The organism is Yinghuangia sp. YIM S09857, assembly GCF_051388915.1.
Classification (GTDB): Bacteria; Actinomycetota; Actinomycetes; order Streptomycetales; family Streptomycetaceae; genus Yinghuangia.
The window spans coordinates 270,242-287,048 of sequence record NZ_JBPKBH010000006.1 but is presented as its reverse complement, the minus strand read 5'-3'; the positions used below and the strand labels follow the sequence as shown (position 1 = coordinate 287,048).

At 70.0% G+C, this 16,807-nt stretch carries 12 protein-coding genes; 6 read left to right on the top strand and 6 right to left on the bottom strand.

Features of this window, described 5'->3' with window-relative positions:
- Positions 1-36: 36 nt before the first annotated feature.
- The 5 genes from ACRX5S_RS15160 to ACRX5S_RS15140 form a co-directional block, all read right to left on the bottom strand.
- A complete protein-coding gene (locus tag ACRX5S_RS15160) occupies positions 37-1,146 on the bottom strand; it encodes a BMP family lipoprotein (protein ID WP_436773427.1) in 1,110 nt (369 codons plus the stop codon).
- A 439-nt stretch (positions 1,147-1,585) separates the two neighbouring features.
- Entirely contained in the window at positions 1,586-2,803 is a 1,218-nt protein-coding gene (locus ACRX5S_RS15155; protein ID WP_436773426.1) for an amidohydrolase, read from the bottom strand.
- A gap of 161 nt (positions 2,804-2,964) precedes the next feature.
- Complete coding sequence (gene meaB / locus ACRX5S_RS15150; RefSeq protein WP_436773425.1) at positions 2,965-3,969, bottom strand: methylmalonyl Co-A mutase-associated GTPase MeaB; 1,005 nt, start codon at positions 3,967-3,969, stop codon at positions 2,965-2,967.
- A gap of 1 nt (position 3,970) precedes the next feature.
- Positions 3,971-6,205 carry a methylmalonyl-CoA mutase gene (gene scpA / locus ACRX5S_RS15145; protein WP_436773424.1) on the bottom strand — a complete coding sequence of 745 codons (2,235 nt, stop codon included), beginning with the start codon at positions 6,203-6,205 and terminating at the stop codon, positions 3,971-3,973.
- Complete coding sequence (locus ACRX5S_RS15140) at positions 6,202-8,115, bottom strand: methylmalonyl-CoA mutase family protein (RefSeq protein WP_436773423.1); 1,914 nt, start codon at positions 8,113-8,115, stop codon at positions 6,202-6,204. Before ACRX5S_RS15140 ends, scpA begins: the two co-directional genes overlap by 4 nt.
- A gap of 372 nt (positions 8,116-8,487) precedes the next feature.
- Between ACRX5S_RS15140 and sdhC the strand changes: the two genes are divergently transcribed.
- The 4 genes from sdhC to ACRX5S_RS15120 all read left to right on the top strand — a co-directional run bounded on the left by sdhC (position 8,488) and on the right by ACRX5S_RS15120 (position 11,942).
- Positions 8,488-8,868, top strand: coding sequence for a succinate dehydrogenase, cytochrome b556 subunit (gene sdhC, locus ACRX5S_RS15135; protein ID WP_436773422.1), 381 nt, complete (start codon positions 8,488-8,490; stop codon positions 8,866-8,868).
- A 5-nt stretch (positions 8,869-8,873) separates the two neighbouring features.
- Positions 8,874-9,317 (top strand): succinate dehydrogenase hydrophobic membrane anchor subunit, encoded by a 444-nt coding sequence (locus ACRX5S_RS15130; RefSeq protein ID WP_436773421.1) that lies wholly within the window; start codon positions 8,874-8,876, stop codon positions 9,315-9,317.
- An 82-nt stretch (positions 9,318-9,399) separates the two neighbouring features.
- The gene (gene sdhA, locus ACRX5S_RS15125; RefSeq protein WP_436773420.1) at positions 9,400-11,157 is read left to right on the top strand and encodes a succinate dehydrogenase flavoprotein subunit; all 1,758 of its coding nucleotides are present in this window, start codon (positions 9,400-9,402) and stop codon (positions 11,155-11,157) included.
- On the top strand, positions 11,157-11,942 hold the full coding sequence (locus tag ACRX5S_RS15120; protein WP_436773419.1) for a succinate dehydrogenase iron-sulfur subunit: 786 nt from the start codon (positions 11,157-11,159) through the stop codon (positions 11,940-11,942). The genes sdhA and ACRX5S_RS15120 overlap by 1 nt, the downstream gene beginning before the upstream one ends.
- Positions 11,943-12,017: 75 nt before the next feature.
- On the opposite strand, the gene ACRX5S_RS15115 is transcribed toward ACRX5S_RS15120, so the two are convergent.
- Positions 12,018-13,265 carry a serine/threonine-protein kinase gene (locus tag ACRX5S_RS15115; protein ID WP_436773418.1) on the bottom strand — a complete coding sequence of 416 codons (1,248 nt, stop codon included), beginning with the start codon at positions 13,263-13,265 and terminating at the stop codon, positions 12,018-12,020.
- Between the two features lie 885 nt (positions 13,266-14,150).
- Here ACRX5S_RS15115 and ACRX5S_RS15110 point away from each other — a divergent pair.
- Both ACRX5S_RS15110 and ACRX5S_RS15105 read left to right on the top strand, forming a co-directional pair.
- A complete protein-coding gene (locus ACRX5S_RS15110) occupies positions 14,151-15,149 on the top strand; it encodes a LacI family DNA-binding transcriptional regulator (RefSeq protein ID WP_436773417.1) in 999 nt (332 codons plus the stop codon).
- A 172-nt stretch (positions 15,150-15,321) separates the two neighbouring features.
- Complete coding sequence (locus ACRX5S_RS15105; RefSeq protein ID WP_436773416.1) at positions 15,322-16,716, top strand: ABC transporter substrate-binding protein; 1,395 nt, start codon at positions 15,322-15,324, stop codon at positions 16,714-16,716.
- Positions 16,717-16,807 lie beyond the last annotated feature (91 nt).

Genomic DNA, 16,807 nt, shown 5'->3' with positions numbered 1-16,807 from the left:
CGCGGACCCACGGGTCCGCGACACCCGGCCGCGGGGTCAGCTCTTGGGCTGGCTCGGCGAGGTGATCTTGATGGTGCCGGCGATGATGTCGGCCTTGATCTTCTCCAGCTCGGCCTTGGTCTCGGCGGAGACCTGCGAGTCGAAGTCGTGGAACGGCGCGAGGCCGACGCCGTCGTTCTCCAGCGTGCCGAGGTAAGGCTTGGTGGTGTACTGGCCCGCGGCGGCTTCCTTGAGCGCCAGGAACACCGAGTCCTTCATGGACTTGGTGACCGTCGAGAGCATGACTTCCTTGTCGTTCGTGCTCTCGTAGCCGTCCACGTCGACCCAGATGATGCTGGCCTTGCCGGACTGCTTGGCCTTCGAGGCCGCGCCCAGGCCGGTCTGGCCCGCCACCGGGTGGATGATGTCCGCACCCTGGTTGATGAAGTCGTTCGCGATGCGCTCGCCGTCGCCGGGCGAGTCGAACTTGCCGGCGATCGAGCCGTCCTGCTTGGCCTCGTCCCAGCCGAGGACCTGGACGGACTTGCCCTTCTGCTGGTTGTAGTAGTTGACGCCCTCGACGAAGCCGTCCATGTAGATGGTGACCGGCGGGATCTTCATGCCCCCGAACGTCGCCACCTTGCCGGTCTTGGTCTGCGCGGCGGCGAGGTAGCCGCCCATGAACGCCGCCTGGGCGGTGTTGTACTCCAGGCCCTTGATGTTCGGCTCGACGCTGCTGGAGTCGACGATGATGAACTTCTGGTTCGGGTTGTTCTTCGCCGCCTCGCTGGTCGCCTTGGCCATCAGGCCGCCGACCGCCACGACGACGTCGCACTTGTCGGCGACGAGGCTGTCGATGTTCGGCACGTAGTCGTTCTCCGTCTTGGAGTCGACCTTCTTGATCTGCATGCCGAGTTGGTCCTTGGCCTGGTTCAGGCCGGCCCACGCCGCGGCGTTGAACGAGCGGTCGTCGACGCCGCCCTGGTCGGTGACCATGCACGCCTTGAAGTCGGCGGCGCTGGTGGCCCCCCCGGCGCCGCCCGCGGACGGCGAACCGCTCGCGGTCGAGCCCTTGTCATCGTCCTTCGGCTTGTCGCCACAAGCGGACGCGGTGAGGGCGAGAGCCCCGGTGACCGCGACCACGGCGACCTTGGATACCCGGCGCACGGGGTGTCTCCTTCCGATGCACGCCCAACCAGGCGTGAAATCCGCTGAACATCTGGCAAGACCTGTGGTGGCGGTTGGCTGACACGCTGCGTTCAACGCGAGTAGAATGCGCCGTGTACGCGCGTAGACATCCGAACCGCCGCTGAGCATACATACAAAATCAATATCTCTGACATACGGGTCAGATCACCGCTTGGACACGATCTGGTGAGCCAAGCGGATGACCGGAACCCGCGGTCGGGCCAGGTCTCACGGCTCCACGGTTTCCCCGTCGCGGCCCTCGGTAAAAGCAAGGCCCCGCACCTGTCGGTGCGGGGCCTGATTCGTGTCCGGGTCGTTATCGCGGGTACTACGTATTACCTGGTCAGAGCGCCCATACGGGTGTGCGGCGGCTGTCCCTACGGCCCCGTACGCGAGGCGCCGGGCCGGATGCCGGGGACTACCGGTGCGGCCGCAGCGCGAGCCCGACGAAGAGCCGCACACCGACCCCGATCGCCTGCTCGTCGACGTCGAAGCGGCCCTGGTGCAGGTCGTACGGAGCCTCCCCCACCGGGCGCACGCCGAGCCGGGTCAACTGCCCCGGGACGTCCTCCAGGAACCACGAGAAGTCCTCGCCTCCGAGGCTCTGTTCGGTCACCTCCACGGAGGCGGCACCGAGAAATCCGGTCGCCACCGTACGCGCCGCCGCGACCGCGTCGGCGTCGTTGACCACCGGGGGCACGCCGCGGTGGTGCTCCAGCTCCCACTTCGCGCCGTACGTCGAGGCGATGGTGTCGACCAGCTCCTGGATCAGGTCGGGGGCCTGCCGCCATGCCTCGATGTCCAGGCAGCGCAGCGTGCCGTCCAGTTCGCCGCGCTGCGGGATGACGTTCGGCGCCGCACCTGCGTTGATGCGGCCCCACACGATGCTGACGCCGGAGCGCGGGTCGATGCGCCGGGCGAGCGCCGAGGGCAGCTCCCCGGCCATCTTCGCGAGCGCGGTCACCAGGTCGGTGGACTGGTGCGGGCGCGCGGTGTGCCCGCCGGGGCCGCCCAGTGTGATGATGAGGCGGTCGCACGCCGAGGTGATCGCGCCGACCCGCAGCGCCACGCGTCCGACCTCCACGCGCGGGTCGCAGTGCACCGCGTGGATCTCCTCGACGCCCTCCAGGCCGCCGGCCTTGATGACGTCCAGCGCGCCGCCGGGCAGCTTCTCCTCGGCGGGCTGGAAGATCAGCCGCACCGGACGCGCCAGCATGCCGTCGCGCGAGAGGTCGGCGAGCACAAGGCCGGTGCCGAGCGTGACCGTGGTGTGCACGTCGTGGCCGCACGCGTGGGCGCGGCCGGGCACGGTGGAGCGGTACGGGACGTCCTTCGCGTCCTCGACCGGAAGCGCGTCGATGTCGCCGCGGAAGGCGATGAGGCCGCGCCCGTCGGCCGCGCCCGGCGAGGCCGGGATGTCGCATACGACACCGGTGCCGGGGAGCAGACGGGGCGTCAGACCGGCGGCCGCCAGGCGGTCGTGGATCAGCGCGGTGGTGCGGAACTCCTCCCGTCCCAGCTCAGGATGCATGTGCAGGTCGCGGCGAATGGCCACGAGCTCGTCGGCATAGGCGGCGAGGCGGGAGGATGCGGCCGAAACTGCGCCCTCGGCGCCTTCGGGCTGGGATGCGCTCACCCCTGCAAGGGTACGTTGCCGCGGTACCCGCGACGGGGGAGACGGCGAATTACCCCCGTTAGTGTGAGGAAAACTGCCCTCCGTGGCGCATGACCCAGGGCCAGTGGGGGTATGCCTCTACGCCCACTTGGCTGACGCCCCGTCAGGAGCCAACCGTACGGTCAGTCTTCGCCTTCGCCCCGGCCCCGGAAGGCGTCCAGGATGCGCGCGGCGGCGAGCGTCGCGGTGATCTCGCCGTCCCTGACCTGCCGTTCGAGACCCGGTACCAGGCTCTTGACCTCGGGGTTTGCCCGCAGCTCGGCCAACAGCGAGTCGTGCACGGCGGCCCAGGTCCAGTCCACCTGCTGACGGCGCCTCAACTCCGCGAGCCGCCCTGCCGACTCCAGGGTCTGACGGTGCTTCAGGACCGTGTCCCACAGTTCGTCCAGGCCGGATCCGGTCAATCCTGAGCAGGTGAGCACCGGCGTGTACCACAGTTCGCCGGATCGCCTCATCAGCCGCAGAGCGCCCTGGAGTTCGCGCGCAGCGGCCTTCGCTGACTGTGCGTAGTCGCCGTCGGCCTTGTTGACCGCCACGATGTCCGCCATCTCCAGGACGCCCTTCTTGATGCCCTGAAGCTGGTCCCCGGTCCGCGCGAGGGTCAGGAAGAGGAAGCAGTCGACCATGTTGGCGACCGTCACCTCGGACTGCCCGACGCCGACCGTCTCGACCAGCACGACGTCGTAGCCCGCGGCCTCCATGAGCACGATCGACTCGCGCGTGGCGCGCGCGACGCCGCCGAGCGTCCCGGCGGTCGGCGACGGGCGGACGAACGCGGCCGGGTCGACGGCGAGTTTCCCCATGCGCGTCTTGTCGCCGAGGATGCTGCCGCCGGTCCGCGTCGACGACGGGTCGACGGCGAGCACCGCCACCCGGTGCCCGGCGGTGGTCAGCCTGGTGCCGAGAGACTCGATGAAGGTGGACTTGCCGACGCCCGGCACGCCGGTGATACCCACCCGGTGGGCGCCTCCGGCGTGCGGCAGCAGCTTGACCAGCAACTCCTGGGCCAGGTCGCGGTGGTCGGCCCGGGTGGACTCCACCAGGGTGACCGCGCGGGCCAGGACGGTGCGGTTGCCGGCCAGCACGCCTTCGGCGTACCGGCCGACATCGATCACACGACGTGCCACGTCACTCCGATGCGGTGGAGATCGCGGCGGGCGGCTCGTGGCCGAGCTGGTCGTACAGGCGCTTGAGCAGGTCCACCGCGGCGTCCGAGATGACGGTGCCGGGCGGGAAGACCGCGGCGGCGCCCATGTCGAGCAGCGGCTGCACGTCGGACGGCGGGATGACGCCGCCGACCACGACCATGATCTCGCCCGCGTCGAGCTTCGCCAGCTCCTCGCGCAGGGCCGGCACCAGCGTCAGGTGGCCGGCCGCGAGGGAGGAGACGCCGACCACGTGCACGTCGGCCTCGACGGCCTGGCGGGCCACCTCCTCCGGCGTCTGGAACAGCGCGCCCACGTCGACGTCGAAGCCGAGGTCGGCGAACGCGGTGGAGATCACCTTCTGGCCGCGGTCGTGCCCGTCCTGGCCCATCTTGGCGACCAGGATGCGCGGGCGGCGGCCCTCCTCGCGCTCGAACTCCTCGACCAGCGTGCGGACCCGCTCGACGTTGCCCGTGGCCCCCACCTCCTCGCGGTACACGCCGGTGAGCGTGCGGATCGTCGCCTGGTGCCGACCGTACGCCTTCTCCAGCGCGTCGGAGATCTCCCCCACCGTGGCCTTCGCCCGCGCCGCGTCCACGGCGAGCTTCAGCAGGTTGTGCTCCAGGTCGTTCGGCCGCTCCCCCGCGAGGTCGGCCTCGGCGGCGCCGGCGAGCGCGGCGAGCACGCGTTCCACCTCGGCGCCGTCGCGCTCGGCGCGCAGCCGCTCCAGCTTCGCGATCTGGTCGGCGCGCACCTGCGCGTTGTCGACCTTGAGCACGTCGATCGGCTGGTCGTTGTCGACGTGGTACTTGTTGACGCCGATGAGCGGCTGGCGGCCCGAGTCGATCCGGGCCTGGGTGCGCGCCGCGGCCTCCTCGATGCGGAGCTTGGGGATGCCCGCGTCGATCGCGGCGGCCATGCCCCCGGCCTTCTCGATCTCGGCGAGGTGCTCGCGGGCGCGCATGGCCAGGTCGTACGTGAGGCGTTCGACGTACGCGCTGCCGCCCCACGGGTCGATCACGTTGCAGGTGCCCGACTCCTGCTGGAGCATCAGCTGCGTGTTGCGCGCGATGCGGGCCGAGAAGTCGGTCGGCAGCGCCAGCGCCTCGTCGAGCGCGTTGGTGTGCAGCGACTGCGTGTGGCCCTGTGTCGACGCCATCGCCTCGACGCACGTGCGCACCACGTTGTTGAAGACGTCCTGCGCGGTCAGCGACCAGCCGGAGGTCTGCGAGTGGGTGCGCAGCGACAGCGACTTGGGGTTCTTCGCGCCGACGCCCTGTACGAGGTCCGCCCAGATGAGGCGGGCCGCGCGCATCTTGGCGATCTCCATGAAGAAGTTCATCCCGATGGCCCAGAAGAACGACAGGCGCGGCGCGAACGCGTCGACGTCCATGCCCGCGTCCATGCCGGCCTTCAGGTACTCCAGGCCGTCCGCGAGGGTGTACGCCAGCTCCAGGTCGGCCGTGGCCCCGGCCTCCTGGATGTGGTAGCCGGAGATCGAGATGGAGTTGAACTTCGGCATCTTCTGCGAGGTGTACGAGAAGATGTCGGAGATGATCCGCATCGACGGCTTCGGCGGGTAGATGTAGGTGTTCCGGACCATGAACTCCTTGAGGATGTCGTTCTGGATCGTCCCCGCGAGCTGCTCCGGTTTCACCCCCTGCTCCTCCGCCGCGACGATGTAGAGCGCGAGAATCGGCAGCACCGCGCCGTTCATCGTCATCGACACCGACATCTGGTCCAGCGGGATGCCGTCGAACAACTGCCGCATGTCGTAGATCGAGTCGATCGCCACGCCGGCCATGCCGACGTCGCCCGCGACGCGCGGGTGGTCGGAGTCGTAGCCGCGGTGGGTGGCCAGGTCGAAGGCGATCGACAGGCCCTTCTGGCCGGCCGCGAGGTTGCGGCGGTAGAAGGCGTTGGAGGCCTCGGCGGTGGAGAAGCCCGCGTACTGCCGGATGGTCCAGGGCTGGTTGACGTACATGGTCGGGTACGGCCCGCGCAGGTACGGCGTGATGCCCGGGTAGGTGCCGAGGAAGTCCAGGCCCTCGGTGTCCCGTTCGGTGTACAGCGCCTTGACCGGGATGCCCTCGGGCGTGTCACGGGTCAGCTCGGCCGCGTCCTTGCCGGTGGCCTCGGCGACCGCGGCGACCCACGCCTCGGCGTCGGCGGCCTCGGGGGTGCCGAGGCCGATGCCCGTGAAGTCGGGAATGGTCATCGGTTCGCTCCCGCGATGATCGAGTACGCCTGGTTCAGGACCGCGAGTGCGTCGCACCCGACATATACGTACCCGTCGGCGTTCGTTTCGGCCCACTTCTTGGCGGCACCGGCGAGGAGGACCTGCTCGGCCCCGGCCTCGTGCAGGCGCGCGACGGTGTCCGCGGCGCGGCTCTCGTAGATCTTGTCGCTGGACGCCAGGCAGGCCACCGGGGGCGATCCGGCCGCGCGGTACGCCTCCACGACCTCGTCCGCGGTCTCCGTGGCTCCCGCCTCGACCGCGTCGACGCCGCCCGCGGCGAACAGGTTGCGGGCGAACTGGGCGCGGGCGGTGTGCTGGGCGACCGGGCCGAGGGTGGCCAGGAAAACGACCGGGCGGGCGTCGGTGGCCAGGTAGATGTCGTCCGAGCGGTCGCGCAGGGCCTCGAAGCCCTCGGCGTACCGCACCCGCGGCAAACCGCCGCCGGGCAGGGCAGGGCCGGGCTCGCGGATGACCGCGTCCTCGGTCAGGTCCGGGAACTCGCTGACGCCGGTGAGCGGATCCTTGCGGGTGGCGACGGCCTTCTCGCGCGCCGCGCGCACCTCGGCGACGCGCTCCGCGACCAGGCCGGAGTCCAGGGCCGCGGCGATGCCGCCGGCGCGTTCGATGTCCTGGAAGAACGCCCAGGCGGCGTGCGCGAGTTCGTCGGTCAGCTTCTCGACGTACCAGGAGCCGCCCGCGGGGTCGATGACCTGGGCGAGGTGCGACTCCTCCAAGAGCAGCGACTGCGTGTTGCGGGCGATGCGGCGCGCGAAGGCGTCCGGCAGGCCGAGTGCGGCGTCGAACGGGCGTACGGTCACCGCGTCGGCGCCGCCGACTCCGGCGGCGAAGGCCGCGACCGTGGTGCGCAGCATGTTGACCCACGGGTCGCGGCGGGTGGCCATCGACCACGAGGTGACCGCGTGCTGCTTCTGCGCGCCCGCGGCGGGCGAGGCGCCGGAGGCCTGGGCGACGCGCGCCCAGATGCGGCGGGCGGCGCGCAGCTTGGCGATGGTGAGGAACTGGTCGGCGGTGGCCGCGAAGCGGAACTCGACGAGGCCGAGGGCGGTGTCGACGTCGAGGCCGGCTTCGGTGAGCGCACGCAGGTAGGCGACACCGGCGGCGGTGGCCGCACCCAGCTCCTGGCCCTCGGAGGCACCGGCCTCGTGGTACGGCTGGCCGTCCACGGCGATGGCCTGGAGGTGCGGGAACTCGGCGTGCGCGCGGACCGCGAGCCCGGCGGCGGCGGCCAGGTCCCGGCCGGGTCCCGGGGCGGTGCCGGTGCGGGCGTGCGCGGTGACGGGGTCGGCGCCGAGGTTGCCGCGCACCTCCGCGGGGGCGACGCCCCGGTCGCGGAAGACCGCGAGGAGGGCGTCGGCGGCGGGGACGAAGTCGGGGCCGGGGTCGAGGGCGACCGGGGCGAGGTCGAGGAGGACGCCGGCCAGCACGGCGGGCAGGGCGGCGGGGTCGAGGGCGCCGCTGCCGGGTGCGCCGGTCTCCAGGAAGACGGAGGAGACGCCGTTCTCCAGGTCCGCGAGCACGGCTTCGGCGGTGCGGGCCGGGTCGGGGTCGTTGTGGAGCTGGCGTACGTCCCATCCGTCGACGGAGCCGCCCGCCGCGCGGGAGCCTCGTACATAGGAAGGGAGTCCGGGGACGCCGGATCCGGGCGAGGCGTCGTCGGCCGTGTAGAGAGGGGCCAGCCTGATGCCGTCGTAGGTGGTGGTCGCGAGCAGATCCTCAGGGTTGTCGGGTGCGTCGTCCGCACCGATCACCCTCGACTTGCGGAGCACGCCGGCCACCAGGCCCTGCCACTGTTCACGCGTGGGCTGCGGGAACTGCGAGGCAAAGGTGGGACCGGTAGACGTGCCGCCGTCGACAGTAGCCTCCGTCATGTTCACGCATCGTAGGGACCGCGCCCGGAGATCGATACACGGCCTCGGTGTGACATCAGTCGCGAATTTCTTTGACTGCGACAAGGACAGGGTGGGTGGCGGCACGCGGACGGCTCGGGGCGGCGGTCGGGGTCGGCCGCCGGCACCCGCAGGTGACGCTACGTCACATCGGGTTATCGGAAAGGCCGTAGAACGCGAAGTGTCACCCGTTTGGTTCCCGTCGGCGTGCGGAATCGATCACATCACGCGCCCCCGGGCGGGAGCCGGTGATTTCGATGGCTAACATGGCCGGGGCCGGAGGAAGGTACCCGGCCGGGCCGACCGACGGCTTGCCGGCCGAGCCCCGTCTACCGCATCCGGAGGGTAGTTTCCGTGCCGGCTGGAACGCTCTACCGCGGCCGGGAAGGCATGTGGTCCTGGGTGGCTCATCGAGTCACCGGCGTCCTCATCTTCTTCTTCCTGTTCGCCCATGTCATCGACACCGCGCTCGTGCGGGTCTCGCCCGAGGCGTACGACGAGACGATCGAGATCTACAAGAACCCGTTCGTCAACGTCATGGAGTACGGCCTCGTGGGCGCCGTCCTCTTCCACGCGCTCAACGGCCTGCGCATCGTGGCCGTCGACTTCTGGGAGAAGGGCCCCCGCTACCAGAAGCAGATGTTCTGGGGTGTCGTCGGCCTGTGGGTCGTGCTCATGGCGGGCGGGTTCTACCCGATCCTTGAGCACACGCTGCGCGAGATCTTCGGGAGCTGATCCAGATGGCACTGATCGAGAACGCCCCCAAGATCAGCGGCGGCGGCCCGTCCATCGAAGCCCCCCGCTCCAAGCGCTCGCCGCGCTCCACCCGGACCAACTTCGAGCTGTACAGCTGGCTGTTCATGCGGCTGTCCGGCATCCTGCTGGTCGTCCTCGTCATCGGCCACCTGATCATCCAACTGGTGATCGACGGCGGCGTGTCGCGCATCGGCTTCGCCTTCGTCGCGGGCCGCTGGGCCAACCCGTTCTGGCAGGCGTGGGACCTGATCATGCTGTGGCTCGCCGAGCTGCACGGCGTCAACGGCCTGCGCACGATCATCAACGACTACGCGGAGCGCGACCAGACCCGCTTCTGGCTCAAGGTCGTGCTGTACGCGTCGGCGCTGATCGTGCTCTTCACCGGCACGCTGGTGATCTTCACCTTCGACCCGAACATCGGCCAGTAGCCGGCCAACGGACCGCACTCGAACGCACCCGAACGCGCCCCTTTTGCGGCCGCGGAGATCGGTACCAGAGGACACACAGGTCATGCAGATCCACAAGTACGACACCGTCATCGTCGGCGCGGGCGGCGCCGGCATGCGTGCCGCCCTGGAGGCGAGCAAGAACAGCCGTACGGCCGTTCTCACCAAGCTCTACCCGACCCGCTCCCACACCGGCGCCGCCCAGGGCGGCATGTGCGCCGCCCTCGCGAACGTCGAGGAGGACAACTGGGAGTGGCACACCTTCGACACGGTCAAGGGCGGTGACTACCTCACCGACCAGGACGCCGCGGAGATCATGTGCAAGGAGGCGATCGACGCCGTCCTCGACCTGGAGAAGATGGGCCTCCCGTTCTCCCGGACCCCCGAGGGCCGCATCGACCAGCGCCGGTTCGGCGGCCACACGCGCGACCACGGCAAGGCCGCGGTACGCCGGTCCTGCTACGCGGCGGACCGCACCGGCCACATGATCCTCCAGACGCTGTTCCAGAACTGCGTCAAGCAGAACGTCGAGTTCTTCAACGAGTTCTACGTCCTCGACCTGCTGCTCGTGGACGACGAGGACGGCAACAAGACGACCTCCGGCGTCGTCGCGTACGAGCTGGCCTCCGGCGAGGTGCACGTCTTCCAGGCGAAGGCCGTCATCTTCGCGACCGGCGGCTTCGGCAAGGTCTTCAAGACCACCTCCAACGCGCACACCCTCACCGGCGACGGCATGGGCATCGCGTGGCGCCGCGGACTGCCGCTGGAGGACATGGAGTTCTACCAGTTCCACCCGACCGGCCTCGCGGGCCTGGGCATCCTGCTCACCGAGGGCGCGCGCGGCGAGGGCGGCATCCTGCGCAACGCGGACGGCGAGCGCTTCATGGAGCGGTACGCCCCGACCATCAAGGACCTCGCGCCGCGCGACATCGTCGCCCGGTCGATGGTCCTGGAGGTGCTGGAGGGCCGCGGCGCGGGTCCCAACAAGGACTACGTCTACCTCGACCTGACCCACCTGCCGGCCGAGCAGATCGAGGAGAAGCTGCCGGACATCACGGAGTTCGCGCGGACGTACCTCGGCGTCGAGCCGACCACCGAGCTGGTGCCGGTGTACCCGACCGCGCACTACGCGATGGGCGGGGTCCCGACCAACGTCGAGGCGGAGGTGCTGGCGGACAACGAGACCGTCGTCCCCGGCCTGTACGCGGCCGGCGAGGTCGCGTGCGTGTCCGTGCACGGCTCGAACCGCCTGGGCACCAACTCGCTGCTGGACATCAACGTGTTCGGCCGCCGCGCGGGCATCGCCGCCGCGAAGTACGCCGCCACGGCCGACTTCGTCGAGCTGCCCGAGAACCCGGCCGCCGACGTCGTTGCCATGCTCGACCGCCTCGTGAACAGCGACGGCACCGAGCGGGTCGCGCAGATCCGGTCGGAGATGCAGGAGACGATGGACGCCAACGCGGGCGTCTACCGCACCGAGGAGACCCTGAAGCAGGCCCTCTCGGACATCAAGGCGCTCCAGAAGCGCTATCAGAACGTCTCGATCCAGGACAAGGGCAAGCGGTTCAACACCGACCTGCTCGAAGCCGTCGAACTCGGCTTCCTGCTCGACCTCGCCGAGGTCCTGGTGGTCGGCGCCGCCAACCGCAAGGAGTCGCGCGGCGGCCACGCGCGCGAGGACTTCCAGGCGCGCGACGACGCCAACTACATGAAGCACACGATGGCGTACCGCGAGGTCGACGCGGACGGCGACGTCTCGATCCGGCTTGACTGGAAGCCGGTCGTCGTCACCCGCTACCAGCCGATGGAGCGTAAGTACTGATGACTGCCGTTGTCGAGACCCCGGCTGCGCCCGCGCAGAAGCCCGCGCGCGACCACACGCCGGTCACGATCACCCTCCGTATCCGCCGCTTCCTGCCGGACCTGGTCGGCCCGAACGGCGAGCCCCCGGTGCCGTTCTGGCAGGACTTCCAGGTCGAGGCGGACCCGACCGAGCGCATCCTGACCGCGATGCTCAAGGTCAAGGGCGAGCAGGACGGCTCGCTCACGTTCCGCCGCTCCTGCGCCCACGGCATCTGCGGCTCGGACGCCATGCGCATCAACGGCCGCAACCGCCTCGCCTGCAAGACGCTGGTCAAGGACCTCGACGTCACCAAGCCGATCACCATCGAGGCGATCAAGGGCCTGGAGGTCGAGAAGGACCTCGTCGTGGACATGGAGCCCTTCTTCCAGTCCTTCCGCGACGTGATGCCGTTCCTCATCACCTCGGGCAACGAGCCCACCCGGGAACGCCTCCAGTCCCCCGAGGACCGCGAGCGCTTCGACGACACCACCAAGTGCATCCTGTGCGCCTGCTGCACGACGTCCTGCCCGGTCTTCTGGACCGACGGCCAGTACTTCGGCCCGGCCGCCATCGTCAACGCGCACCGCTTCATCTTCGACTCCCGCGACGAGGGTGCCGAGCAGCGCCTCGAAATCCTCAACGAAAAGGAAGGCGTCTGGCGCTGCCGCACGACCTTCAACTGCACCGACGCCTGCCCCCGCGGCATCGAGGTCACCAAGGCCATCCAGGAAGTGAAGCGAGCCCTGATCTTCCGCCGCGTCTGACACCCGTCGCCGCAAGCTGCACGCGACCCGTGGCCGCCTCCCAACCGGAAGGCGGCCACGGGTCGTTGGTGCGGGTCAGCCCAGTGACCGGCTGAGGTCCCATGCGGGACCGTCGGGGTCGCGGCCCCTCGACGTGGGCCCGTCCGGGGTGGGTGCGGCGGGTGTGTCCAGGTCGGCGGCGTGGGCCCGGCCCGGCGCGAACGCGTCGGCTCCGGACCGCGCGACGGACGGGTCGGCGTCCTGCAGGTGGCTGCGCAGCTTGCTCAGGTCGGTGATGCCCATTGAGGCCACGCGGGACGCGGCCGACGGTGCCGCCGAGGCCGATGCGACCGGTGCGGGGCCTGTGTAGGGCGCGTCGCGTCCGGACGGCCCGGCCGGGGAGAGATCGAGGGCTCCCGGCTCCCGCAAAGCGAGGATCGGGCCGACACGGCCGACCGTCTCGGTCGGCAGGGACTGCGCGAGCTCCACGAGCACATCCCTGACCTCCGCGGCGGAATCGGGCCTCCTGCCTGGGGTGTTCACGGTGAGCGCGGTCACGACGCCCGCGAGATCTCGCGGTACGCCCCTGACCAACTCCGAGATCGGCGGCAGTTCTTCGGTGGACTGCGCAAGCATTTTGTCTTCACGGTCGAAGCCGCGGAACGCCGGTTCGCCCGAGATCATCTCGTACATGACCACGCCGAGGCCGTACAGGTCGTTCTGGCGTGTGTTCACCGGTTCGCCGCTCGGCGGGAGTCCGTACGTCCGCGCCACGAACGCCCGTGCCATTTCGGGTGACATGTATCCGGGAGAGCCGGCGATCGAGGTACCGCGGCCGTCGCCGAACTCCAACGCGGCATTGCCGTAGTCGGACATCTTCACCGCGCCGTCGCGGCCGAGCAGTACATTCGCGGGTTTCACGTCGCGGTGCAGGATCCCGCTTTCGTGCGTCGCGGCCAGCGCGTCGGCGAGCGCCGCCCCCACTTTGGCGACCCGGTCCAGGGGAAGCGCCCCGCCGACGCCCATTCTGTGGGCGAGAGTTCCGCCGCCCACCAACTCCATCGCCAGGAAAGCGTCGTGATCCCTGCTCTGTACGGGCGAGCTGTCGTGGATGCGCACCACGTGGGGATTCTGGACCGCCGAGGCGAGGTGGTACTCCCAATTGAGTTTGTCGTAGTGCGCCGGTCCCAACGCCTCGTCGAACTTCAGGGTCTTCACCGCGACGTCCTGGCCGAGATTCTTGTCGCGGACCCGCCACACGTATCCCTCGGCTCCCTGACCGATGCGCGTCACGTCCGCCGGGTCGAACCTCTCGGGAGGGAGTTGCGGCTTGCGGCCGGCCAAAACAATCCCTCCTTGGGTGAAGTGCGGCCAAGGAGCTTAGGGGCCCTGTCTTCAAGCCGCTGCGAACAGCCGTGCGGCGCGGAAAAAGCTGCGGAATCGGGTGTTGTGGGACGACGGCTGTCGGCTACACGCCGTGCGGCTCGGCGGCGGCTCGACGGCGGCCCGGCCGGCGGGCTGGCTGTCGTCACCAGGTCCTGTTGGTGAGGCCGGTGCCCAGGTAGACCTGGTCGAAGGTGTTGCCGTCGTGGTCGTCGGTGTAGGTGAGGGTGGTCTGGCCCCAGGGTCCGCGGCCGGGGCGGGTTCGCCCTGGCGGGCGGTGGTCTGCGTGTGGACGCGAAGTCGGGGGAGGCTGCCGGTGGTGTTGCCGTCGGGGTTGAGGCCCTGGGCGTAGGTGTCGGAGGCGGCGGTCCAGGCGACAACGACGGAGGGGTGCCGCTGTCGGCCGCCGCCGGAGACGTTCGCGGAGGCTGGGCGACCTTGACGCCGCCGGTCGGGGTGAGGACCTTGCGGGCGATGTTGAAGTAGCCGCTGCCGTCCGCGTCTTCGTCCCAGACGGGGATCGCGTTGCCGGCGGCGCCCACGGCGACGTCGGGCGTTGGTGGGTGCCCGGCTTCGTCGTCCCCGATCCGATACCGTCCCCCCGGCGCCACGCCACGTGCCACCCGCCACCGCCCCGCACACCCCCGCCCAACGCGCCCCCCAACCCCGCGCGTCCACAGATCGCGGCGCGGTTCGGGTCTTCACCGGGTGTGCCCGCGGACGGGGGTGGTTCAGTAGGTGGCGGTGACGCAGACGGAGAGGACGCCGGGTCCGCCGACCACCATCCTGTAAATGATTTGCAGGATCACCGCAAAAAATTGACTCAATCGGTATTACTCTTGCGGCATGGTGCGTCGACTTGCTGAGGTTGCCAAGAAGGTCGGAGTGAGCGAGGCGACGGTCAGTCGCGTCCTCAACGGAAAGCCCGGGGTCTCGGAGGGGACCCGGGCCGCGGTGCTGACCGCGCTGGACGTCATGGGTTACGAGAGGCCGACCCAGCTGCGCGGCGAACGCGCCCGCCTGGTCGGCCTGGTGCTGCCCGAACTACAGAACCCGATCTTCCCCGCGTTCGCCGAGATCGTCGTCGGCGCGCTCGCGCAGCGCGGCTTCACGCCGGTGCTGTGCACCCAGACCGCGGGCGGGGTGAGCGAGGCCGACTACGTCGAGATGCTGCTCGACCAGGCGGTCTCCGGGGTGATCTTCTTCGGCGGGCTGTACGCGCAGGCCGACTCGCCGCACGGCCACTACGACCGGCTGGCCGAGCGCGGGCTGCCGACCGTACTGCTCAACGCGGCCGTCGAGAACCTCGACTTCCCCCGCGTGAGCTGCGACGACGCCGCCGCGGCCGAGCAGGCGATCGCGCACCTCCAGGCCCTCGGCCACGACCGCATCGGGCTGATCCTCGGGCCGCCCGACCACGTGCCGTCCAACCGCAAGCTGGCCGCCGCGCGGGCCGCGATCGGCATCCCGGACGACCGTGTCGAGCACACGCTGTTCTCCTCCGAGGGCGGCCAGGCCGCCGCCACGCGGCTCATCAACCGCGGCATGACCGCGCTCGTGTGCGCGAGCGACCCCCTGGCCCTGGGGGCGGTACGCGCCGCCCGCCGCCTCGGCCGCGCGGTGCCGGGCGACGTGTCGGTCGTGGGGTACGACGACTCCGCACTGATGGCCGCGACCGATCCGCCGCTGAGCACGGTGCGCCAGCCCATCGAGCTGATGGGCCGAGCCGCCGTCGAGATGCTGATGGCGGAGATCGCGGGGAGCCCGGTGACCCATGACGAGCTGCTGTTCGAGCCCGAGCTGGTGCTGCGGCGGTCCTCCGGCCCGGCCCCCGAACCCGCGTAATCGATGTTCTTCCGTCCACTGTCAGTTTTTTGCGGAATCTCATCGAGATATTGAGTCCTGCTGCCCGGCGTGGTTGAGTGTGGCCCGCGCCACGCACGAGCCGGAGGGACGGCCTTCCGGTTCGCCCGCGTATCCGACCTCGTTCGACTTCCCGGGCAGAAGGGCCATTCCCATGCGCAGCTCCACCCGGCTCCGCAGAACCTCCGCGATAGTGCTCACCGCCGGCCTGCTGTTCACCGGCGCCGCGTGCTCCGACGACGACTCGGGGGACAAGGCCTCCGACGCCGGGGGAACGGCGGGCCCCGGCGACTCGGGCGGCAAGAAGGTGACCCTCACCGTCAACTGCAAGCCGCCGCGCACCGCCGAGGTGGACCGCAAGCAGTGGGAGCAGGACGTCGAGGCGTTCGAGAAGCTCAACCCGAACATCAAGATCGAGTCCAAGGACGCGTTCCCGTGCTCGGACCCGACCACCTTCGAGGCGAAGCTGGCCGGGAACCAGATGGAGGACCTGTTCTACGTCAACTACACGAACGTCCAGACGGTGCTGGCGCGCGGCGGCGCGGCGGACATCACGCAGTACATGGACAAGATCGTGAAGGACAAGGAACTCCGGCCCGACCTGGTGAAGTTCTTCCAGGACGGCAGCGGCAGGACGTTCGGTGTGCCGCGTACCAACTATTCGATGGGCCTGATCTACAACCGCGCGCTGTTCACCAGGGCCGGGCTCGACCCGGACAAGCCGCCCACGACGTGGGACGAAGTCCGGGCCGCCGCAAAGAAGATCGCGGACAGCGGCGGCGGCAACATCGGTTACGCCGACTACAGCGCGAGCAACCAGGGCGGCTGGCACTTCGTCGCCGAGCTCTACTCGCGCGGCGGCGCGGCCGTCTCCGCCGACGGCAGGACAGCGACCGTCGACACCCCTGAGGGCAGGGCCGTCCTCCAGACCCTGCACGACATGCGCTGGACCGACGACAGCATGGGCAGCAAGCAGTTGCTGACCATCAACGACGTGCAGCAGATGATGGGCAGCGGCCGCCTGGGCATGTACATCGCGGCGCCCGACAACGTCACCCAGATCGTGAACGAGTTCGGCGGCAAGCTGGCGGACGTCGGCCTGGCCCCGATGCCGGACGGCAAGGGCACGCTGGCCGGCGGCGACGGCTACATGTTCAACAAGAAGTGCACGCCGGAGCAGATCGAAGCGGGCCTGAAGTGGCTTGAGTTCCTCGCGCTCACCCCCGGCAAGGGCCTGAACGACTGGGCGCGCGGCAGGCAGGACAAGGAGCCCGTCGGCCTCCCCGAGCCGGCCATCTGGACGGGCGCGGCCGCCAAGTCGAACGCCGACCTCAAGGCGCAGAACGCCACCCTCCCGGTGGGCAACTACCAGGCCTTCGTCGACGCGTCCGGCAAGATCCCGGAGATCGCCGAGCCGCCGCAGGCCCAGCAGATCTACTCGGTGCTCGACGGCGTGGTCTCCAGCGTGCTCACCAAGAAGGACGCGGACATCGCCAAGCTGCTCGGCGACGCCAACGGGAAGATCAGCGAACTCCTGAGCAAGCAGTAGCACTTCGCCCGTCCGGGCTCTCGGTCTCTCCTCGCAGCCCCGAGGAGGACCGGGGGCCCGGGCCCCCGGTACATCGAGGGAGTGCTCGCCA